The 21,441-nt window shown below is 42.4% G+C and carries 24 protein-coding genes and 2 pseudogenes; 21 read left to right on the top strand and 5 right to left on the bottom strand.

Annotated elements, in window-relative coordinates; translation table 11 throughout:
• Positions 1 to 2: 2 nt before the first annotated feature.
• The gene (locus CEF17_RS11670) at positions 3 to 737 is read right to left on the bottom strand and encodes an AzlC family ABC transporter permease (RefSeq protein ID WP_100399680.1); all 735 of its coding nucleotides are present in this window, start codon (positions 735 to 737) and stop codon (positions 3 to 5) included.
• A 107-nt stretch (positions 738 to 844) separates the two neighbouring features.
• On the opposite strand from CEF17_RS11670, the gene CEF17_RS11665 reads away from it, so the two are divergent.
• Positions 845 to 1,417 (top strand): helix-turn-helix domain-containing protein, encoded by a 573-nt coding sequence (locus tag CEF17_RS11665; protein ID WP_198508959.1) that lies wholly within the window; start codon positions 845 to 847, stop codon positions 1,415 to 1,417.
• Positions 1,418 to 1,481: 64 nt separating this feature from the next.
• Here CEF17_RS11665 and CEF17_RS11660 read toward each other — a convergent pair whose 3' ends face one another.
• The 4 genes and pseudogenes from CEF17_RS11660 to CEF17_RS11650 form a co-directional block, all read right to left on the bottom strand.
• Complete coding sequence (locus tag CEF17_RS11660; RefSeq protein ID WP_100399678.1) at positions 1,482 to 1,934, bottom strand: GNAT family N-acetyltransferase; 453 nt, start codon at positions 1,932 to 1,934, stop codon at positions 1,482 to 1,484.
• Positions 1,935 to 2,049: 115 nt separating this feature from the next.
• A pseudogene (locus tag CEF17_RS11655) lies at positions 2,050 to 2,370 on the bottom strand (peroxiredoxin family protein); the annotation flags it as partial.
• Between the two features lie 18 nt (positions 2,371 to 2,388).
• Positions 2,389 to 2,529, bottom strand: coding sequence for a thioredoxin domain-containing protein (locus CEF17_RS20045; RefSeq protein WP_157843019.1), 141 nt, complete (start codon positions 2,527 to 2,529; stop codon positions 2,389 to 2,391).
• Between the two features lie 122 nt (positions 2,530 to 2,651).
• Positions 2,652 to 3,476, bottom strand: coding sequence for a Cof-type HAD-IIB family hydrolase (locus tag CEF17_RS11650; protein WP_100399676.1), 825 nt, complete (start codon positions 3,474 to 3,476; stop codon positions 2,652 to 2,654).
• Positions 3,477 to 3,688: 212 nt separating this feature from the next.
• Between CEF17_RS11650 and ctaG the strand changes: the two genes are divergently transcribed.
• From ctaG to fabF, 20 genes and pseudogenes are all read left to right on the top strand, one after another.
• Entirely contained in the window at positions 3,689 to 4,621 is a 933-nt protein-coding gene (gene ctaG, locus CEF17_RS11645) for a cytochrome c oxidase assembly factor CtaG (protein ID WP_100399675.1), read from the top strand.
• An 80-nt stretch (positions 4,622 to 4,701) separates the two neighbouring features.
• On the top strand, positions 4,702 to 5,310 hold the full coding sequence (locus tag CEF17_RS11640) for an SCO family protein (RefSeq protein WP_100399674.1): 609 nt from the start codon (positions 4,702 to 4,704) through the stop codon (positions 5,308 to 5,310).
• Between the two features lie 107 nt (positions 5,311 to 5,417).
• Positions 5,418 to 5,597, top strand: a complete 180-nt coding sequence (locus CEF17_RS11635) for a hypothetical protein (protein WP_054634946.1) — start codon at positions 5,418 to 5,420, stop codon at positions 5,595 to 5,597.
• Between the two features lie 15 nt (positions 5,598 to 5,612).
• Positions 5,613 to 5,921: pseudogene (locus CEF17_RS11630) on the top strand (redoxin domain-containing protein); the annotation flags it as partial.
• Positions 5,922 to 6,175: 254 nt separating this feature from the next.
• Positions 6,176 to 7,213, top strand: coding sequence for an N-acetyl-gamma-glutamyl-phosphate reductase (gene argC / locus CEF17_RS11625; RefSeq protein WP_100399672.1), 1,038 nt, complete (start codon positions 6,176 to 6,178; stop codon positions 7,211 to 7,213).
• Positions 7,214 to 7,238: 25 nt separating this feature from the next.
• Entirely contained in the window at positions 7,239 to 8,471 is a 1,233-nt protein-coding gene (gene argJ, locus CEF17_RS11620; RefSeq protein ID WP_442857437.1) for a bifunctional glutamate N-acetyltransferase/amino-acid acetyltransferase ArgJ, read from the top strand.
• A 29-nt stretch (positions 8,472 to 8,500) separates the two neighbouring features.
• The gene (argB, locus tag CEF17_RS11615) at positions 8,501 to 9,280 is read left to right on the top strand and encodes an acetylglutamate kinase (protein WP_100399671.1); all 780 of its coding nucleotides are present in this window, start codon (positions 8,501 to 8,503) and stop codon (positions 9,278 to 9,280) included.
• Between the two features lie 26 nt (positions 9,281 to 9,306).
• A complete protein-coding gene (locus tag CEF17_RS11610; protein WP_100400887.1) occupies positions 9,307 to 10,461 on the top strand; it encodes an acetylornithine transaminase in 1,155 nt (384 codons plus the stop codon).
• Positions 10,462 to 10,504: 43 nt separating this feature from the next.
• Positions 10,505 to 11,587 carry a carbamoyl phosphate synthase small subunit gene (locus CEF17_RS11605; protein ID WP_100399670.1) on the top strand — a complete coding sequence of 361 codons (1,083 nt, stop codon included), beginning with the start codon at positions 10,505 to 10,507 and terminating at the stop codon, positions 11,585 to 11,587.
• A complete protein-coding gene (locus tag CEF17_RS11600) occupies positions 11,580 to 14,756 on the top strand; it encodes a carbamoyl phosphate synthase large subunit (protein ID WP_100399669.1) in 3,177 nt (1,058 codons plus the stop codon). The genes CEF17_RS11605 and CEF17_RS11600 overlap by 8 nt, the downstream gene beginning before the upstream one ends.
• A 15-nt stretch (positions 14,757 to 14,771) precedes the next feature.
• A complete protein-coding gene (gene argF / locus CEF17_RS11595; protein WP_100399668.1) occupies positions 14,772 to 15,731 on the top strand; it encodes an ornithine carbamoyltransferase in 960 nt (319 codons plus the stop codon).
• 345 nt (positions 15,732 to 16,076) lie between these two features.
• Complete coding sequence (locus CEF17_RS11590; RefSeq protein WP_083465225.1) at positions 16,077 to 16,154, top strand: YjcZ family sporulation protein; 78 nt, start codon at positions 16,077 to 16,079, stop codon at positions 16,152 to 16,154.
• A gap of 35 nt (positions 16,155 to 16,189) precedes the next feature.
• Entirely contained in the window at positions 16,190 to 16,423 is a 234-nt protein-coding gene (locus CEF17_RS11585) for a hypothetical protein (protein WP_100399667.1), read from the top strand.
• A gap of 74 nt (positions 16,424 to 16,497) precedes the next feature.
• On the top strand, positions 16,498 to 16,974 hold the full coding sequence (locus CEF17_RS11580; RefSeq protein ID WP_442857455.1) for a spore coat protein: 477 nt from the start codon (positions 16,498 to 16,500) through the stop codon (positions 16,972 to 16,974).
• Between the two features lie 170 nt (positions 16,975 to 17,144).
• Complete coding sequence (locus CEF17_RS20040; protein WP_157843018.1) at positions 17,145 to 17,294, top strand: hypothetical protein; 150 nt, start codon at positions 17,145 to 17,147, stop codon at positions 17,292 to 17,294.
• An 82-nt stretch (positions 17,295 to 17,376) separates the two neighbouring features.
• Positions 17,377 to 17,544 (top strand): hypothetical protein, encoded by a 168-nt coding sequence (locus CEF17_RS20400; RefSeq protein WP_198508958.1) that lies wholly within the window; start codon positions 17,377 to 17,379, stop codon positions 17,542 to 17,544.
• A gap of 136 nt (positions 17,545 to 17,680) precedes the next feature.
• Positions 17,681 to 17,872: a ComZ family protein gene (locus tag CEF17_RS11575; RefSeq protein ID WP_100399666.1), complete on the top strand. Its 192-nt coding sequence runs from the start codon at positions 17,681 to 17,683 to the stop codon at positions 17,870 to 17,872.
• A 377-nt stretch (positions 17,873 to 18,249) separates the two neighbouring features.
• On the top strand, positions 18,250 to 18,492 hold the full coding sequence (locus tag CEF17_RS11570) for a penicillin-binding protein (protein WP_100399665.1): 243 nt from the start codon (positions 18,250 to 18,252) through the stop codon (positions 18,490 to 18,492).
• 235 nt (positions 18,493 to 18,727) lie between these two features.
• Positions 18,728 to 19,663 carry a beta-ketoacyl-ACP synthase III gene (locus tag CEF17_RS11565; protein ID WP_100399664.1) on the top strand — a complete coding sequence of 312 codons (936 nt, stop codon included), beginning with the start codon at positions 18,728 to 18,730 and terminating at the stop codon, positions 19,661 to 19,663.
• A 203-nt stretch (positions 19,664 to 19,866) separates the two neighbouring features.
• Entirely contained in the window at positions 19,867 to 21,111 is a 1,245-nt protein-coding gene (fabF, locus tag CEF17_RS11560; RefSeq protein ID WP_100399663.1) for a beta-ketoacyl-ACP synthase II, read from the top strand.
• Positions 21,112 to 21,441 lie beyond the last annotated feature (330 nt).

The raw sequence follows: 21,441 nt of genomic DNA, 5'->3' as shown, positions 1-21,441 counted from the left end.
GTTTAAGGGCCCCTTTCTTTAATAGGATCTGATTTTTGCTGAGACGTTTTCTTAGGTTCAAGCCACTCAATAGCAATAGAGGCAAGAAGTGTTGCTAAAATGATGGACCACCCTTCGGCTAAAAACAAACTGAACGTTCCGTTTAATACAGCTGCAAAGACCGCAAGAGCCAGGACCTTCCTGTGTTTTTTGAGCGAAGGAGCGAGAAGGGCAATAAACAAAGCATAAAGGGCAAAGGTTAAGCTTTGCTGGAGCGTTTCGGGTAAAAGTGACCCTACGGTGTGGCCCACTCCTGTATTAATCACCCAGCTTAAGTAGGAAACGATAAATACGCCAAATATATATGAAGAGGTTACATTCCCTTCTTTTGTGGATGTAACAGCAAATACTTCATCGGTTAATCCAAACGAATAGGCCGCCTTCTTCCAAGGATGGTCAGGCACTGCTTTCTCATTTAAAGAAGCACTCATTAAAAAGTGGCGGATATTGACTATAAACGTAGTGAAAATGATTTCCAAGGCGCCGGTCCCAATGGCAAGGAGACTCAGAGCCATGTACTGTGCTGCGCCAGCAAAAACAAAAATACTCATCGCAAGGGCTTCCCCCATCGATAAGCCTGTGGTTTCAGCTAAGAAACCAAATGTTACGGCTGCGGGAAGGTAACCTAACGCAATAGGCAGCCCATCTCTTATTCCCGACGCAAACGTATTTTCGGGAAAGGCAAGAGCAATTCTCATGACAAGGCTCCTCTCAAGTCGTTTTGTTGTCTATATGTAGAGAAAAGTATGTTACAATATACCATATTATTGTATGTTATAGCATACACTTTCACAAGGTGATAAAAGTGGAAAAAAATCAACTAAATACATTGATCGGACGAAAGGTAAAAGAAGTACGCAAGAGAAAAGGGTTAACGTTGGATCAAGCTGCAGGAATGACAGGGGTAAGCAAACCAATGCTCGGTCAAATTGAAAGGGGAATCTCCAATCCCACAGTCAGTACTCTCTGGAAGATAGCGTCAGGCCTTGATGAAGCGTTTAGTACATTCATTGAAGAGCCTAAGCCTGACATTATACACATTAGAGCAGAGGAGCTTCAAGAGCTGGACGGAGGCCATGGTGGTTTTGTCGTTCATCCTGTATTCCCAAAGGAACGTGATCGGTCCTTTGAAGTCTTTTATATCAAACTAAAAAGGGGCGGTCACTATCATTCTCATGCTCATCAGGATGGAGTAGAAGAAAGCTTATTCATTAGTGAGGGAGAAGTGGAGGTAATGATTCAAGAAAAGATATATACGCTTAAGAAAGGGGACGCGTTCAGGTTCCAGGCAAACGTTGACCATTCTTACAGAAATGGGGGGAAAGATCAGGCAGTCATGACGTTGATTATTCACTATCAAAAAGAGAGATTTCTATAAAGAGGATTTGTTAAAGAGCCTGTAACAGTCCTAAAAAAGGCAGCCATTGTAGAAGGCCGCCTCATTAAAACCGGAATCCATACCGCTTAGAGACAACATCGTAGAAGCCAAGTGAATTATACAGGGCTTTAGTAGCCGCATTGTTAACTCCTGTTTCAAGCTCTATTCCTTTAATATCATTGTTTTCAGCCCAATAAATTATTTTTAGGAGAAGACGTTTTGCAATCCCTTGATTTCGATGCTCTTTATGGACATACAGATCATTAAGCCAAAGGTAATATCCACCTTTGTTTAATCCTACTCCAATATTTAAAAAAGCAACCCCAAGCACATTTCCATTACTCTCAGCTACGAAAATATGAGCTTGTGATCCTTCTTCCAAAGCTAAATTGATTGCATTCAGGAGAAGGTCGTAAGCATTCTCTTCTCCTAGGGCATCCATCTGCCCCATAAGTAATTGGGCGATTTCCTCGCGTAATGGCTGTTCTGCATCCTTGGGCACTTCGTAAATTTTCATTCCTGCTCCCTCTCTTCATAAAGAAAATCGATCAAAAGGCATTCTAGGTAATATATATGAGAAAAATAGTAGTATAAACAAACATTATTATCTTATCACAGGTTGAAGAAAAGGGTCAGGATTGTTTTATCACTTCTGTAATTTTAGCTGCAGAAGGAAAATCAAATTGGCTTTTTCCCACATAACGGTATGTTATGAAACCGTCGTTTGATATAAGGAACAAGCTGTGCTTTGCAATATTAGCCCCGTCTATGCCGATGCTTTGGTAGACATCAAACTTTTTAATAACAGACCTGTCTTCATCAATCAGCATAGGAAAAGGGACTTTATGTTTTTGAGCATACTCTTGTACTGGCTCCGGCTTTTGCCCAAAAACAGTCCACAGTTGAACATTTTCCTTGCGTATTTCATTATAAATCTCAGTGAGCTTCCCGAGCTCTTTTCGGCTGTTCGGTCACCATGTTCCTCGCATAAAATAAAGAAGAACAGCCTCTTCGCGAAAATTTTCAATGTTATGCTTCTCCCCGTGTATGTCCGGGAGACTAAAAGGCGGGCATGGATCTCCTTGCTTCAGTCCTTTAGTTTTGCCAAACATTCCATTTCTCCCCTCTCTAATCCTTCTCTTCCTATAGTACAAGCCTCATTGTTAAAAATGAAGCCTGACTTTTTATTTTAAGTGAACGATATAAGCTGGGAACAAAGAAAGTTCGTTCTCTCTCATCGAGAAGGGGATGGCAGTCTTAAACGATCTTCAAGAAAAAGAGCAATCCCATCTTCCTCGTTTGTGAGGGTCACTTCATTGGCGATGTTTTTTAATTCAGATATTGCATTCCCCATCGCCACTCCTATTCCTGCTTCCTCTATCATCTCCAAGTCGTTATCCTCATCTCCAAAAGCGATAACGTTTTCCATTGAAATGTTGCAGTATTCGGTGACCAGTTCCAAGCCTGCGGCTTTGTTGTTTCCTGTTTTGATAATTTCAAGCATGTGAAAAGGAGCTCCCCAGGATCTTTGATGAACACCTTTTGCATGCTTGTTGCCCAGAAGGCTTTGTAAAAGTTCAGCGTCTTCTTTTTCTTTCGGGTAAACGAGAAGTGAAGTAGGGTCTTTATCTAGGATATGTTTTAGATTCCCATAGGCTGCCGGGCTTGTTCCCATGGAAAAAAGGTCAACAAACTGCTCATCGTAGTCATGAACGTATACGTCATCGACTACTTCGGCCATAATATTTTGTACGTTAAATGCCTGGCACGTATCAATAATGGTCTGAGCGACATTTAAATCCAGCGGGGAATGTTTCCCTTTGAAAGAGTAATCGGCTGGGTGATGTACAAAAGCACCATTAAAGTTGACGATAGGAGTATCGAGAGCAAGCTCCTGGTAATACATCTGGCTTGCTCGAAAAGGCCTTCCAGTTGCAATGGCCACAGCATGTCCGGCTTTTCTGGCTTCCCGTAATGCATGAAGGGAGCGTTTTGAAATTGTCTTATTGTCAGTAAGCAGAGTTCCGTCCAGGTCAAGGACAATTAAATGTCTATCCATAATTATACCCTCCGTTGTTGTTTATTGATTTAGCATAGAATTTGCTTGATAATAAGCTGGCCCCATCTTGTTCAATGGATTGTAAAAAAACGAGAAAGAAATAGGGCAGAATCCTATCAGAAGTAATTAAAAAATGTGCTATAGTAGTACATGGAGTTAGCCTTGTCTAACCTGTAACCTTCCATACCATACATTAAGGAGGCGAAAAAGGGATGGGAGAATTCTTTTCTACTTTTTCAATTCGAGCCCTTTGGACTCCGGAACTTTTCATCATATTGCTGGGGCTTATTGTTTTATATTATTTACTTATTGAAAAATGGAGCGTTCACTTTATCAATTCAAAGCCTGTACCGATGAAACAAAAAGTTTATTTCGGCCTGGCTCTTGCGGCGCTTTATTTAGGATGGGGAAGCCCGTTGTATGTAGCCGGGCACATGATATTGTCTCTCCATATGGCTCAAATGCTGTTTGCTTACTTTGTAGCTGTGCCATTGTTCATTGCTTCGATGCCTAAGTGGTTTTTACAGACCGTGATGCATCGCTGGAAAAAGCGGTCACCGGTAAGCTACAAAATTATTATGAGCCCGATCGTAGGGCTGATTACCTTTAATGCTCTCTTTTCTTTTTACCACTTTCCGTTTGTTTTTGATACTCTTATGCTTTCTCCAGGTTGGCACAGTGTTTATGAAATAGCACTTTTTGCCGGTGCATGGCTTATGTGGTGGCACATGATTGCCCCGCTGCCTGACAAAGACCAGCTTCCGGAGCTTCGCAGGATAGCATATATTTTTGGAAACTCTGTGTTAATCACTCCTGCGTGTGCTCTTATTATTTTTGCTGGGGAGCCTTTGTATGCTACCTATACAGATTCTGCTTTCTGGGCAAACGTGATGGCCTATTGTCTGCCGGCTGGTGCCACTGTTCCGGCTGGAATGTTTAACTGGTCAGATGGATTTCAATATCTTGATACATTGAACGACCAGCAGCTGGCAGGTGTCACAATGAAGATTGTCCAGGAAATCACCTATGGAGTAATGATGGGAGTGATTTTTAAACAATGGCTTACAAAAGAAAAGACACAAGACGGTGAACTGACGATTAGTGATTTACCTACTGCCAATTTGAATCAGCTAAAGGGTCAATAAACCGTATACTACAAAAGCAACAACAGCTGCCCTGGCTTCAGAGGAACATGGGCAGGCATTGCAGATACAGGGGGAGACTTATGCGCAACACGCAACTATTGATATTCATGGGAATTATACTGATTTTTCTCCTAAGTGGATGCGGATGGCTTTATGCCAGCCCGGCTGCAGAAAGTGAATATGACATTTCAGAAGCAGACATGCAGGTTGAGGATTTTGAGTATACAAACCAGCATGGAGAATCTTTTGGGCTTTCTGAACTTGAAGGTGACTACTGGCTTGCGAGTATGATCTTTACCCGCTGTCCGAGCGTATGTCCTTTAATGACACCTAATAAACTTAATTTGCAGGGAGAGTTGGAAGAAGAGGGCGTACCTGTACAGATTGTTTCATTTACAGTGGACCCTGAATTTGATACGCCGGAACGGCTTTTAAATTACGGTGAAAATTACAATGTAGACTTTAGTAACTGGAATTTCCTCACAGGGTACTCAGATGAGGAAATAGAAGAATTTGCTCAGTCCTCTTTTAGAAGTGTAGTCCAAAAGGTGCCTGAAGAAGAGGACATTGTCCATGCTACTAGTTTCTTTTTGGTTGATGGGGAAGGACAAGTCATCAGAAAATATGATGGGCTTGATAATGATACTTCTCCAATTGTTGAGGATTTGAAATACCTTACAGGTTCATAGGGAAGCATTTTAATTGGATTGACATTGAATAACTGATACACTGTCTTGGGACCTGAAAAAAGCAGTAATCGGTTCGAGCTGATGTATATGTTAAAGGAGAGACCCCTATGAAAAAAGTTTATCCAAGGCTCCTCTTAGCTGGGCTGCTGGCCCTTGCAGTTATGATGCTTGCGGCCTGCGGAGAAGAGGAAGAGGAACTGGCTCTTCATGATGAAAATTATGAAGAAATCAGTCTTGTGAATAAAGAGCAGCCAACCGTGCTGTTTCATTTTACTGGCGTTGGCTGAGGCCTCTGCCAACAGCAGCTCGTGCAGCTGCAGCAAGAACTTGATCGTTTTGAGGATGTGGATGTGGATATCTATGGCATAAGCGTTGACTCACCAGGCCACCATGAAGAATTTAAGGAAGCTGCTGGCATTACTTATTCCTTTCTATCAGACCCAAATCAGGAAGTAATAGAAATTGTTGATATGTCTGACGGGGATATTTCTTATAGAGGTTTTTCAATTCTTGATGAAAATGGAGAAAAGATTTATTCTCATGTTAATGATTTGTTTGGTGAGCAAATAGATGACACAGAAGAACGGATCCGTGAGGCTTTGAACGAATAAATTATGAAAGAACCTGCTTGTAAAGAGCAGGTTTTTTTTTTGCTTTTTTACGAAAAATGCCAGGAGAAAACGAAGAGTCAGCAGCCAATTTATTCCTTTCGCACAGGGCAGGTACATAGGTGAATAGGTGTAACAGGGTCAGCAAATTAGAAAAAAAATAAAAAAATAGTAAAAATACAGTTGAATTAATTTTTATTCAAATTTATAATAAGACACAACGAAAAACGCATAAAGATAAAAAGAGGTGCAATTTTATGAGAGTTGCGATTATAGGAGCGACAGGTTATGGAGGAGCAGAACTTATTCGTTTGCTTCATGGTCATCCCCATATTACGGAGATTACGTTTCATTCTTCAAGCCAGGAAGGCAAAGCAATGGAGGAAAGCTATCCGCATTTGAGCGATTTATATACATCTCAGCTTCAGGAGATTGATCCAGAAACGATCGGAAAGGAAGCTGACATTGTATTTTTATCAACTCCTCCTGGAGTGTCTGCTGAATATAGCGGAAAGCTTATTGAAAACGGAGCTAAAGTCATAGACCTTTCCGGTGACCTGAGATTGAAGGAGAAAGATGTCTATGAATCTTGGTATGAGAGAGACTCTGCAGATACGGAACTATTGAATGAAGCGGTATACGGGTTAACAGAATGGAATCGTGAAGGAATTAAAGCCAGTTCATTATTATCCAACCCGGGGTGCTATCCGACAGCAACACTGCTTGGTTTAGGCCCGCTCATCAGCGAAAAACTAATCGACCTAGACACGCTTATTATTGACGCAAAGTCCGGAACGACCGGGGCAGGGAGGTCGCCTTCAGCCATTACGCATTTCAGCGAGATGAACGATAATTTCAAAGTTTATAAGGTTAATGAACACAAACATATCCCCGAAATTGAACAGACTCTAAAAGGCTGGAGCGAATCAGACGTAACTGTCACCTTTACTCCGCACCTTGTGCCGATGACAAGAGGTATTATGGCCACAATGTATGGAAAAGCGACGATGTCTGTTACAGAAAACCAGCTTAGAGAATTGTATGAAGAGATGTATAAAGATGCACCTTTTATACGAATCAGAGAAGACGGAAAATACCCGTCCACAAAAGAAGTCTATGGCACGAATTACTGTGATATTGGTCTAACCTACGATGAACGAACCGGCAGAATTACAATCGTCTCAGTCATAGATAATTTAGTGAAAGGGGCTTCAGGGCAAGCCATACAAAACATGAATCTTATGCTAGGTTTTGAAGAAAACGAGGGATTAAACCAAGTACCGGTTTACCCTTAATTAATTAGCTTTGGAGGGAAGTATAGTGAGCATCGCAGAAGAAACGAAGTCAATTGTTGAAGTGGAAAAGGGCAGCATTATCAGTCCTGCCGGATTTACAGCAGGAGGAGTCCATACAAAGGTGAAAAGAAAACGAAATGACTTAGGTGCGATCTTCTGTGACGTGCCTGCATCAAGTGCAGCGGTCTATACGTTAAATCCAATTCAAGCAGCACCCCTTGCTGTAACAAAGGAAAGCATTGCAGCGGAAGGAAAGCTGCAAGCGATTGTGGTAAACAGTGGCAATGCTAATTCGTGTACGGGAGAACAAGGATTGAAGGATGCTTATGAAATGCGCAAAAAAAGCTCTGAGGCTTTCAACGTGCCAGAACACTATGTAGCTGTAACCTCAACAGGCGTTATTGGCGAAATGCTTCAAATGAATAAGATCCTTCCGGGTGTAGAGGCCATTGAAACAAAAGGGAGCTTTAAGGATGCTGATTCATTTAACGAAGCCATTATGACCACTGATACGATGAAGAAGCATGCCTGCTACCAAATGAACGTTGATGGGAAGAAAGTGACCATTGGAGGAGTAGCAAAAGGATCAGGAATGATTCATCCGAACATGGCAACAATGCTAAGCTTTATTACAACCGATGCAAATATTGAACCCTCTTATTTACAGCAGGCACTGTCTGAGGTAACCAATACTACCTTTAACAGAATTACGGTAGACGGTGATACATCAACCAATGATATGGTGGTCGTTATGGCAAGCGGTAAATCTGAAAATGAACCCCTTCACCCTGAGCATCCTGACTGGAGCCTTTTTGTAAAAGGGTTATCACTCACGTGTGAAAGCCTGGCAAAAAAGATCGCAAGAGACGGTGAAGGAGCCACCAAGCTTATAGAAGTGGAAGTAAAGGGAGCAGCATCTGATGAAGAAGCAGGCAAGGTAGCAAAGCAAATTGTCGGTTCTGACTTAGTGAAGACAGCTGTTTACGGAACTGATGCGAATTGGGGAAGAATTATTGTTGCTATAGGGTCCACTGACGCCAAAATTGATCCTGATAATATTGATATATCAATCGGGAGCATTCCTACCTTAAAAAACAGTCAGCCGGTCTGGTTTTCCGAAGAGCAGGCAACAGAATATCTAACAAATGAAGAAGTAACGATTCATGTTGATTTGAATGTTGGAGAGGGAACTGGCAAAGCCTGGGGGTGTGATTTGACATATGACTATGTACGGATAAACGCGGGCTACCGAACGTAAATGCCCAAAAATGAAAAGGGGGGAGATTGATGAAGGAGATCGTCGTAATTAAATGTGGAGGCTCTACAGTTGATGAATTAAACGAAGAATTCTTCAAAGGGATCGTGGCGATGCAAACGGCTGGAAAATATCCAATAATTGTTCATGGCGGCGGACCAGCAATTAATTCAATGCTTGAAAAGCTTGAAGTGGAGATACAATTTATTGACGGACTTCGGAAAACGACACCTGCCGTTTTAGAGGTTGCCGAGATGGTATTAAGCGGAAAGGTGAATAAGCAAATCGTTCAAGGACTTCAAAGAGCTGGAGGGAAAGGTCTTGGCATTTCAGGCTGTGATGGCTCTCTACTACAGGCGGTTCCCGTAGATCTTGCTTCCCTGGGTCTTGTTGGCCAAATAAACAAAGTGAATGTTTCATTGCTTCATAGTTTATTGAAAGAAGGGACCATCCCAGTTCTTTCTCCGATTGCATGTACTGAAGAAGGGGATCACCTTAATGTAAATGCTGATGCTGCAGCTTCTTCTGTTGCCAACTACATGAAAGCCCAAGAACTTGTCTTTGTGACAGATGTTGACGGGGTGTTAAAAGATGGGCAGCTTCTTGAAGTCTTATCTGCTGCACAGGTGCAGGAGCTCATAGATGATGGAACGGTGTACGGAGGAATGATACCGAAAGTAAAAGCTGCTATTGACAGTCTGCAGGGGGAAATTGAAAAAGTTGTGATTGCAGGCGGTAAGGCAGACTCCAGAAACGAAGATGGCACACTAAAAGGAACAGCAATTGTGAAGGAAGCAACAGCAACCCTCTAAGCAAAGAAAGGTGAAGCTCGATGGAAATGATACAAGAGACAAAAACAAGTTTGTTTCCTACGTATAAACGCTGGGAGATAGCATTTGAAAAAGCAGAAGGATGTCACATTACCGCGGAAACCGGAAAAGTATACCTTGATTTTATGGCTGGAATAGGCGTTGTGAATGTAGGTCATGGGAATCCCAATGTTATCGCATCGGTAGAAAAGCAGCTATCTAAAGGCTGGCACGGCTCAAACCTGTTTCATTTTGAAATTCAGGAGAAAGTGGCTTCCTTATTAACAAAGCATTCGGCAGGAGATCTTGTCTTCTTTTGCAATAGCGGGGCAGAAGCTAACGAAGCTGCCATTAAACTCGCCCGGAAGCATACGCAGCGTACGAAGATTCTGAGCTTCAAGCAATCTTTTCATGGAAGAACCTATGGAACAATGGCTGCTACCGGCCAGGATAAGATTCATGAAGGTTTTGGTCCTATGCTGGACGGTTTTATGTACCTTCCTTACAATGATCTTGCAGCGGTGGAAAGAGAAATGGATAAAGAAACAGCAGCTGTAATTCTTGAAATAGTCCAGGGAGAAGGCGGTGTTGTTCCTGGAGAAGATGCATTTTTACATGGAGTACAAAAGCTTGCACAAGAACACGGTGCACTGCTTATCGTGGATGAGGTGCAGACAGGGATTGGTCGGACAGGAAAGCTATTTGCTTATGAGCATGCAAATCTCAGTCCGGACATTGTTACGGCAGCAAAAGGTCTAGGGAATGGCTTTCCCGTAGGAGCAATCATCGGCAAAGAAAAGCTAAAGGACGCCTTTGGGCCAGGAAGTCATGGATCAACGTTTGGCGGAAACCCTCTGGCTATGGCTGCAGCCGAAGCGACATTATTAGAGGTGCTGAACGACGGGTTTTTACAAGAGACTGAAGAAAAGGGAGAATATCTTTTCAGTCTTCTCACGGAGGAAGTTGGCCGTATTCCCGGTGTTAAAGCCATCAGAGGCAGGGGACTTATGGCAGGAATTGAGTGTGAAAGAGAAGCTGCTCCCTATATTTTAAAACTTCAGGAAAAAGGAGTACTTTGCATTCCGGCCGGAACACATGTCATTAGGCTGCTTCCGCCACTAACAATTACAAAAGAACAGCTTCTCCAAGGTGTAGAAGCGATCAAAAACGTAATAAGCGAATAAAAAAGAAAACCATTTGACATCCAGATGGATAGGAGGGAAAGGCATGAAAGGCTTTCTAAAGTTGGAGAATGGAGAAATATTTGAAGGAGAGTTAAGCGGCAATACGGACAAAGAAGTGTATGGAGAAGCCGTGTTCTTTACAGGAATGACAGGTTACCAGGAAGTGATGACTGACCCTTCCTTTAACGGCCAAGTAGTGGTTTTTACCTATCCCCTAATCGGAAATTACGGCATCAATCTTACAGACAATGAAAGTAAAAAGCCGCAGCCGGCAGCTCTTGTGATGAGCGAGTGCCACAAAACAGGACACCATTACGCGTGTGATAAAACGGTTGAAAAAGAAGCGGCAGAGGCAGGAATTCCTATATTAACAGGTCTGGATACGAGAGCTCTCGTAAAACGAATTCGCGAGCATGGAGACATGGGGGCAGTGATCACCACAAATCCTGAAAAAATCGATGTTGCCAGCTTTACTCCTATTGGTGAAAGGCAGCTTGTGGCTGATGCAGCTGTGAAAAAGGCAGAAACCTTTGGGGAAGGCAATCATCACGTTGTACTTGTAGATTTCGGCTATAAAGAATCTATGGTTACTTCATTAGTCGAGCAGGGATGCAAGGTTACTGTCGTACCGTACGATATGGCTGAAGAAGAGATCCATCAGCTGAATCCGGATGGCCTTCTTTTCTCCAATGGACCAGGAAATCCTAAACAGCTTAATTCATATTTGCCGGCATACAAACGTTTAGCGGAGACATACCCAACACTTGGCATCTGCCTTGGTCATCAACTCCTGGCTTTAGCGTTTGGAGGAGACACTGAAAAACTAAGGTTTGGCCACCGGGGAGCAAATCAGCCTGTACAGGATCTGGAAACGAAGAAAGTGTATATAACTTCCCAAAACCACAGCTATGTTGTGAAAGAAAATACTCTTAACGAAAGTGATTTTTCTATCCTTTTTAAGAACATTAATGATGGTTCAATTGAAGGTCTGGTTCATAATACACTTCCAATCATCACTGTTCAATTCCATCCGGAAGCACACCCGGGACCAGCTGACAGTGAAGAGATCTTTCACAAATTTATGGAACAACTGAGAAGCAAAGGGAGAGAGACAGCGTATGCCTAAAAATCAAGAAATAAAAAAAGTTCTGGTTATTGGCTCAGGGCCCATTGTTATCGGGCAGGCTGCTGAGTTTGACTATTCTGGAACACAGGCGTGCCTTGCCTTGAGAGAAGAAGGAATAGAAGTCATATTAATAAATAATAACCCGGCTACTGTTATGACTGATGAGTCTTGTGCAGATAAGGTTTATTTTGAACCTTTAACTGTAGAATCAGTAGAGAACATCATTGCAAAGGAACAGCCTGATGGACTGCTGGCAACCCTCGGGGGACAGACAGGATTAAATCTAGCCCTTTCTTTGCACAAGCAGGATATATTAAGCAAGTATAACGTGGAGCTTCTTGGAACGCCTATTGAATCCATTATCAAAGGGGAAGATCGGGAAGCCTTTCGGGATTTAATGAAGCAATTGGATGAGCCTGTTCCTGAAAGTGAAATCGTTGAAACCAAAGAGCAGGCTTTGAAATTTGCAGCCTCTGTCGGCTATCCGATTATTGTGCGCCCGGCTTATACTCTTGGAGGGGGCGGAGGAGGCATCGCCCAAGATGAAGAGGAGCTTTTATACATTATTGAAGGCGGATTGGAAGCAAGTCCGATTCATCAGTGCCTCGTAGAGAAAAGTATTGCCGGCTTTAAAGAAGTTGAATATGAAGTGATGCGTGATGACAATGACACATGCATTACCGTATGTAATATGGAAAATATTGATCCGGTTGGGGTTCACACGGGAGATTCCATCGTAGTGGCACCTTCCCAGACACTCACCGATGTCGAATACCAGATGCTTAGAGCCTCATCGTTAAAAGTAATCAGAGCATTGGGGATTGTGGGCGGCTGTAATATTCAGTTTGCTCTGGACCCTTACAGCAAACAATATTATTTAATCGAAGTAAATCCCCGGGTAAGCCGTTCTTCTGCCCTTGCTTCAAAAGCCACTGGATATCCGATTGCAAGGATGGCTGCTAAAATCAGCCTGGGTTATCATCTTCATGAACTGCTGAACCCGGTAACAGGCCATACTTATGCCAGCTTTGAACCAGCCTTGGACTATGTTGTTCTTAAGTTTCCTCGCTGGCCTTTTGATAAATTCAAGCAGGCTGACAGAAAGCTTGGAACGCAGATGAAAGCAACTGGTGAAGTAATGGCCATTGAACGAAATTTAGAATCGGCTCTTCAAAAGGCTGTCCGCTCCTTGGAACTTAAGGTCGACGGTCTCAGTCTCCCAAGTCTGCAGGACGCTTCGATAAGTGACCTTTGGACGGCACTAAAAGGACAGGATGATCAGCGGTTCTTTATTATTATGGAGCTGATCAGAAGAGATGTTTCAATTGAAGAGATTCATAAGGAAACGCAAATTAATCTCTTTTTCTTATCAAATTGGGAATATCTTGTGTCCTTAGAAAAGAAAGTTCAGAACATAGGTTGGAGTTCTGTCGATCCTTCTCTTCTTTTGGAGCTCAAAAAAGCTGGTTTCACTGACCAATGGCTCGCCGGGCAGTGGGAGACAAAAAGCAGCGAAATTTATGAAAAAAGGAAACAATTGGATCTCCTTCCTTCTTATCACATGGTTGATACATGTGCAGCTGAATTTACAGCTTCTACTGCTTATTACTATTCAAGCTGGTATAAAGAAAGCGATGTAGAGGTGAACACCGGAAAGAAAAAAATATTAATAGTAGGTTCCGGGCCAATCAGAATAGGGCAAGGAATTGAATTTGATTATTGTTCTGTTCACGGAGCAAAAGCGGTGCAAAAAGCTGGATATGAAGCAATTATCATGAACAATAACCCTGAGACCGTAAGTACAGATTATGAAATGGCAGACCGCCTGTATTTTGACCCGTTGACATCTGAAGACGTTCTGCATGTCGCAGAGCTTGAAGGTGTAGAAGGAATCGTCGTACAGCTTGGCGGCCAGACAGGGATTTCACTAACAGAGGCACTTGAAGAAGCGGGACAGCATGTCTTTGGAACAACTTCGGATATCATTGACCAGCTTGAAGACCGGGGAAGATTTTATGAGTTTATGAGCGACGTGAACGTGCGACACATTCCTGGTGTAACAGGCTATGATAAAGAAGATGTCATTCAGAAAGCTTCAGAAGTAGGGTTTCCTGTTCTTCTTCGTCCTTCCTATGTCATTGGCGGCCAGGGGATGACTATTCATTCAGATGAAAAGGAATTAGCGGAATATCTCTCTCAAAAGGGGAATGACATTGAATTTCCTATTCTTATAGATGCTTATATGCCTGGAACAGAGCTGGAAATTGATGTTTTAACAGATGGAACAGATATTTATATCCCGGGAATGTTTGAGCATGTAGAGCCTGCCGGCGTACATTCCGGTGATTCCATGGCGGTAACTCCTCCTTTTACCTTGAGTGAAGATGTAAAAGAGAAGGTTGCTCAAATCGCAAGCAGCATTGCAAAAGGCATGGATTTTAAAGGGATTTTTAATATTCAATTTGTACTTGATAACAATGAGCTGTTTGTCATTGAGATAAATCCGCGTGCTTCAAGGACAGTGCCTATTCTTTCAAAGGTTACTGGATTTAACATGATAGAGGCAACCATTGGTCTTCTTCTTGGCAAGTCTGTTACAGAGGTAACTGGTGGTCATACAGGACTTGGAAAAGAAACACCATACTTTACAGTAAAGGCGCCGGTGTTTTCTAATAACAAGCTTGCTGGATTAGACCCGATTCTGGAAGCAGAAATGAAGTCAACCGGAGAACTTATCAGCATTGCAGAGACCACAGAACAAGCGTTTAATAAAGCTTTTGCCTGGTCTGAAAGTGAAATCCCCCTTTTGTATAAAAAGAAGGGAATCGTCTATTGCGACATTGCCTCCGAGTGGAAAGATGCATGCGAGGAGACGTTACAGACTCTTGTGAAACAAGGATATACACTAGCGGCCCAAAAAGCAGCAGATGGTGTAACACAAATGGATTTCCAGGATTGGATTCAAAGGGAAGAGAGTGTCGCCTTAGTGAGCATTCCTCCAAGAGGCCACCAAACAGGAAAAGAATACAGGCAGGCTTCTCTTAAATTCAGAAAGACGATTGTGACGAACCCGTCCACATTAAAAGTGATGGTTGATGCCATGAACGGAGAGAAAAGTAAAGAAACTTCCATTCAAGAATGGTTATCTGCGGTCTCTACCACAGTTTAAAAAGGAAGTGAAGATATGCAACAGCAAGTACAAGACAAAAAAGCTGCTTCTCTGCAAGGTAGAGATGTATTAACACTCCTGGACTTTACACCAGAGGAGATTTATGCTCTGCTTCAGTCAGCAGAAGAGTTGAAAGCCCAGCAGAAAGAGGGAAAGTGCCCTCAGCTGCTGGCAGGGAAATCTTTGGGAATGATCTTTGAAAATTCTTCCACGAGAACCCGTGTGTCTTTTGAAGTTGGAATGACACAATTAGGAGGGCATGCCCTGTTTTTAAGCCCTCGCGATCTACAAATTGGAAGAGGAGAGCCAATCAAAGATACGGCGAAAGTGCTCTCTAGGTATGTTGATGCGATAATGGTCCGGACGAATTCTCATGAGAAAGTGGCTGAACTCGCTGAGCATGCTGATGTACCTGTTATTAATGCCTTAACTGATTGGTACCATCCGTGCCAGGCGCTGGCGGATCTGTTGACAGTCAAAGAGCAAAAAGAAACTCTAAAAGGCTTAAAGACGGCATTTGTAGGTGACGGTAACAATGTCGCTCACTCCTGGATGATTGCCTGCGCAAAAATGGGAATGGATGTATATGTGGCAACTCCATCTGGATATGAGCCAAACAAAGAGGTTGTAAAAGAAGTTGAAACAATTGCAGCTTCGACAAATAGTAAGGTTGTGTTGACCAAGGATCCTGTTGAAGCGGTAAAAGATGCAGATGTGATCTACACCGATGTGTGGGCAAGCATGGGGTATGAAGAGGAACAAACAAGACGTGAAGAGTCCTTTAAAGGATTTCAGGTAAACAGTGATCTTGTAAAAAATGCAAAGGATGATTACATCTTCCTGCACTGTCTGCCTGCTCATAGAGGTGAAGAAGTAAGTGCAGAGGTAATCGATGGGCCACAATCTATGGTATACGATGAAGCGGAAAACCGTCTGCACGTCCAAAAAGCAATCCTTGCAGCAACAATAAAGTAAAGATAAGAAAAGCTGTGGTGAACCGTTGGTTTCACCGCAGTTTTTTTGTTTTTTTGGAGAACCTATTTTTTTATTACAACCTAATGTTATAAATGTAACGATCAAGCAACAACATCATAACCCCGTTTCTCCTTCGTCTCATACCCCTCACCTGAATTGCCTAAATTTAGATACCAAACTGAGGCAAAGTAGTTATCGGTCAACATCCTTCATCATTTAGCATTGTATATAGCTGTGACTAGAAAAGTCATGGCTATTTCTGTTGTTAATCTAGTTGGCAGTCCAACCTCTTTTGGGATTTTTACATAGAGTATAGCAACCCATGCAATAAAGGAGGTTTATGCGATGTATGCTGGTTATGGATTTCCACTTCTGGTGGTGCTGTTTATCCTGCTGATCATTATCGGTGCTGCTTATTGTTAAAAAGCATCTAAGCCTGTGAAAGGAGGGGGAGACAGTTGGAAAGCTATCAAAAACTTATGGAAGTTCTAGTGAAAAAAACAATGGAGAAATATAATATCGAACCCGATAAAGTAAATCTTTCTAATGAAGAAAAAAACGAGCTTAGGAATGTAGTTACTGGTTTACAAAAAGAGGTTGATGAATTCCTTAAAAAGCAAGTAGTTGTCAGTGAGAAAGAGGAAGAAAAAGGCGATAAAAAGCCTCAAAACCTTAAAAAAAGAAAAAAATAAACGAATAACCTAAGGTCTTTGTCCAAACTTTCAGTAAAAAGCCTCATATGATGAAAATGAAGATAAACAAGGAGGTGTTTTCGTTGAGTTGCAAATGCAGAGCATGCAGAATAAAAGATAAAGATACAAAAAGAACTGAATGGAGAGCATTAGATGATGTTAAGCATCCGCTAGCGAAAGATGATGCGACCCAAAGCGGTCAATTTGATAATAAAACAATTCAGCTTTCTGATGAGTGTATCCTGGTAAAGGATTCAGCTGATGTGACAATCCGTACTACAGATACAAAAGCAGCAGTCAGCCTGCAAGCAGGTATCCAGGCTGCGATTATCTTGATCATTTCAATAGCAATAGGTGACGATGCAGAGGTTCCAGAATTCACGCAGGAGCTTATCCAAAAAGTAAAAACAAAACAGTTAAATTATCAAAAAACTATTGTTGAAAATTCAAGAGGTGTGGATATTAGAACGACTGACACACAAGTAGCGGTAAATATCCAGTTAATGCTTCAACTATTATTGGCAATCGCCGTAATTGTTGACATTCTTTAAAAGATAAGCAGGTTGTTCCCCCCCTGTACCAAAGTGAACACTCGGGGGGAAACAGCCTTTTTTTGCATGCGATGAGAAACTATCGAAATGGAGGGAATGTTACAGCACAATATCGGAGGCGGGGATAAATATTCATTCTGAGGCGTATGATGAAAAGAGGAGGCGATCATATGTCTTTTGAAGAATACAAAGCTTTAAAAGAACAATCAGAAAGTAATCTGACTCTGCACGGGGTAAAAAGGCTAGAAGAGTTAGCCCAGCACTACGAGGAGTCTGGGGCAAACTTTCTTCCTTATTCCCCAGAAAAAGAAGAAAGCTGATAATTTATACCTTTCTTACGTGTCTTCTCGTGATAGTATGAAATAAAACAAAGATACTGGAGTTGACGTAGGAGGGTTGGACGTGGCAATAAGACACTTGCTTCTTGGCACTTTCATTTTTTGTGTCGTTGCTTTGTTTTCATTTTTACTGCTTTTTCAAGGACTCGGCTTAAACGAAACAATTTCTGTGCTGGCAGCCTTGCTCCTCGCTTTTGCAGCTGAATGGGTCTACAGAAAGAACACTCAATGAAAAAATGAACTTTTTAAGTAAACGAAATTAATTTGTGTACATACCCCTACTGATTTAATGAAACTCACTTGACGATTAAGGGAGATAATGCTTGAATAAAGCTTGAGGCAACCATTTCAGTAAATGAGGTGACATCATGGATCAAGAACTTAATATGAAATTTATGCAAATCGCAATGGCTCACGTGCAAGAAGGAAGAGGTCTTCTTGAAAGTAAGGGAATTGAACTGGATATGCATGATCTTCAGCCAGCACTTGAATTGTTAATGAGTGTTATGGGAGAAGCATACGAATTAGGATATGAAGATGGAAAGAAGGAAAAAGAATAACAACTGCCCCCTTTGGTTCTTACGCCAGAGGGTTTTTAAATTTCGTAATAGTTTTTGCCCGGCTGTAATGGCTAGTAGTATCGATTATTTCCTTCAGCCTTTTAACCTGCGTTCAGCAGAGAAATGAGGACGGTATACCAAATGCTTTGTCCTAATGTTATCTCTGCAAGCAAGACACTGTAATCAAGTGAAATGAGCTGAAGCACAGAGATTCTAACATTTACATTTGAAAGAATTTTTCCCCTCTCTCGATAGTCTGCACAATCAATCAACGTATGAATACAAGAAAGTGTAATGTTTATTAGTTGGTTTCCTATCACAGAAGAAGGGCATATGGCATAGAATACGTTGTGACAATGCGAGAGGGAGGAAGTTTCATGTATCAATATGTTCCTTATCGAAGCAGCAGTGAGTCTCAGCGATACTTTCCGGTACTGCCATTTTTAGCAGGCTTAGCAGTCAGTCCGTTAATCTTTGGAGGATATGGTGGGGGATACGGAGGCTACGGACCATCTTATGGACCAATTTATGGTCCTCATTACGGTCCTTCATTCGGCCCATCCTATGGACCGCAGTTTGGTCCGGTATATGGTGGCTACGGGTCAAGTCCATTTTATTAATAACGGAAGATCAAGAAGCTGTTGAAGCAAGTATGACAGCTTCTTTTTTTATGTATATCTCTCTTTTGTCTCAATACCTTTATCACACCAAGCTGTGCTTAGTAGACAAGAAATGAGAAATCCTCTAAAATTAAAACCAGGTCATAACAATTAGTGATAATAATAGCAGCTGTAAAATAATAAAAAATAAGGAACAAAACCAGCAAGCTGTAGGAAAGAAATAGGGGGGACAGGTATGAGGCAAGCCGGAATCTTAGGTATAGGAAGCTTTACTGAGGGACGGGAAATAACTAATAAAGAGTTTGAGAAAGTTCTAGATACAAACGATGAATGGATTAAAACGAGAACTGGGATCGAAAGAAGAGTATTTGCCCACGATGATATAGATACATCTGACATGTGTTACCACGCAGCTGTAGAAGCTTTGGAGGATGCAGATCTTCCGGCAGAAAAACTTGATTTGATTCTTGTAGCAACCGTAACACCTGATTACCCGTTTCCGTCTGTTTCTGCGTTGATTCAAGAAAGGCTTGGAGCAAAGAATGCATCAGCGATGGATGTAAGTGCTGCGTGTGCAGGCTTCATATACGGAATGGCAACCGGACAGCAGTTTATACAAACAGGAGCTTATGAGAATGTGCTTGTTATTGGTGCTGAAAAGCTGTCTAAGGTTGTTGACATGCAGGATAGAAACACAGCTGTCTTATTTGGTGACGGAGCAGGTGCAGTCATTCTCGGACCGGTATCAGAAGGACGGGGAATCCTTTCATTTGACCTTGGTGCTGATGGAGCAGGTGCCATGCACATTTACCAGGATCCGTACCTTACTATGAATGGAAGAGAAGTATTTAAATTTGCCGTAAGACAGATGGGTGAGTCATCTATGAAGGTCGTTGAAAAAGCCGGTCTTACAAAGGATGATGTGGACTTTCTTATTCCTCATCAGGCAAACATCAGAATAATGGAAGCTGCCCGCCAGCGACTGGACCTGCCGGAAGAAAAAATGTCCGTAACCGTTAAAAAATACGGGAATACATCTTCTTCTTCAATTCCAATTGCTCTGGTTGAAGAAGTGAAAAATGGTAAAATAAAAGAAGATGATCTGGTTGTGATGGTAGGTTTTGGTTCCGGGCTTGTCTGGGGAGCCATGGCCATCCGCTGGGGAAAATAAAAAGCTTTAGAAGAGGACGGGTGAACGCGGTCTGACTTTTCGGTTTCTCCGCGTAAAGGAGGAACAAAAGTCTCTGGGGTTGCAAGGCAGCGGGAGCGTTTGAAAGGCCGCGTTTACTGCAACCATGATTACATGAAAAGTAACCAGATATACTCGAAGCAATTTACTTTTAATTTGCCACTACGTAAAGGAGAGAGAAAAGAATGAGCGATACCCCTCGTGTAGTGATTACTGGAATGGGAACTGTTAATCCAATGGGAAATGATTTAGAAACAACGTGGGAGAACATTACAGCTGGAAAATCTGGTGTCGGAGAATTGACTCGTTTGGACAAAAATGATTTTCCAATGAAAATAGCTGCCGAAGTAAAAGACTTTGACCCAGGCGCTTTCATGGATAAAAAAGAAGCGAGAAAGATGGACCGATTCACTCAGTTTGCTGTAGCTTCTTCTTTGATGGCTCTTAAAGATGCCAACCTTGAAATTACGGAGGAAATCGCAGGAAGAACAGGCGTATGGATTGGGTCAGGCATTGGCGGTATGGAAACATATGAACAGCAGTTCAGGCTTTTTCAAAAAAAGGGATACCGCAGAGTCAGCCCGTTTTTTGTGCCGATGATGATACCAGACATGGCTTCTGGACAAGTATCCATTGTGACAGGGGCCAAAGGAATTAATTCTTGTACAGTAACCGCGTGTGCTTCTGGGACGAACTCCATTGGAGATGCGTTTAAGGTTATTCAGCGTGGCGATGCTGATATTATGATCACAGGCGGAGCAGAAGCGCCAATTACAAGCATGGCTGTTGCTGGGTTTAGTACGGCGAAAGCTATAACGACAAGTGAGGATGCAGAAACTGCCTCCCGTCCTTTTGATAAGGACCGCAGTGGATTTGTCATGGGAGAAGGAGCAGGTATTGTCATCCTGGAGTCGTTAGAGTCAGCCCAAAAGCGGGGAGCACCAATTTATGCAGAAATCATCGGCTATGGGGCCACAGGAGATGCATACCATATTACGGCTCCTGCACCGGAAGGAGAGGGCGGTGCCCGGGCAATGACTCAGGCAATTAATGATTCAGGTTTAAAACCCGAGCAATTCCAGTATATGAATGCCCATGGAACCAGTACTCCTTATAATGATAAATTTGAAACTATGGCCCTTAAACAAGTGTTTGGCGACCACGCTTATAACCTTGCAGTGAGCTCTACCAAGTCAATGACCGGGCATCTTTTAGGAGCAGCCGGAGGCATAGAAGCTATTTTTACGATTAAAGCAATTAAAGACGGAATTATCCCTCCAACAATTAATTATGACACACCAGATCCTGATTGTGATTTGGATTATGTGCCCAATGAAAGCCGTAAGCAGGACATAGAAGCTGCACTTAGTAACTCTTTAGGCTTTGGCGGCCACAATGCTACAATTGCATTTAAACGCTTTGAAGAGTAGCTTGACTAAAAGCCATAAGAAAAGGCCGGGATTAAACCCAGCTAATAAGAAGGGCCCTCACCGTGGTGAGAGCCTTTTCTTGTCTCCAGTATACTAGTAGTTACTTGTTCAAAAATACACTCGCTTGAATCTTAAGGCACAAGGACGACATCTGTTCCAAACTTCATTTCATTCGCTTTCACGGTGTCTTCTATGCCCCGGGCAAGGCTTCAGCTAGCCGGGTGAACCCCACGGCGGATCTTCAGCTCTTGCTTTTCCCGCAGGCATCTCGTGATTGAACCATCAACGTCTATGTACACAAAAAGGATACCTTCTGATAAAGTTACATCA

It is taken from the genome of Bacillus sp. FJAT-44742, from assembly GCF_002797315.1.
GTDB classification, from domain to species: Bacteria; Bacillota; Bacilli; order Bacillales; family Marinococcaceae; genus Thalassorhabdus; species Thalassorhabdus alkalitolerans.
The sequence above is the reverse complement of the archived record's forward strand: the minus strand, read 5'-3'. Positions and strand labels throughout refer to the sequence as shown.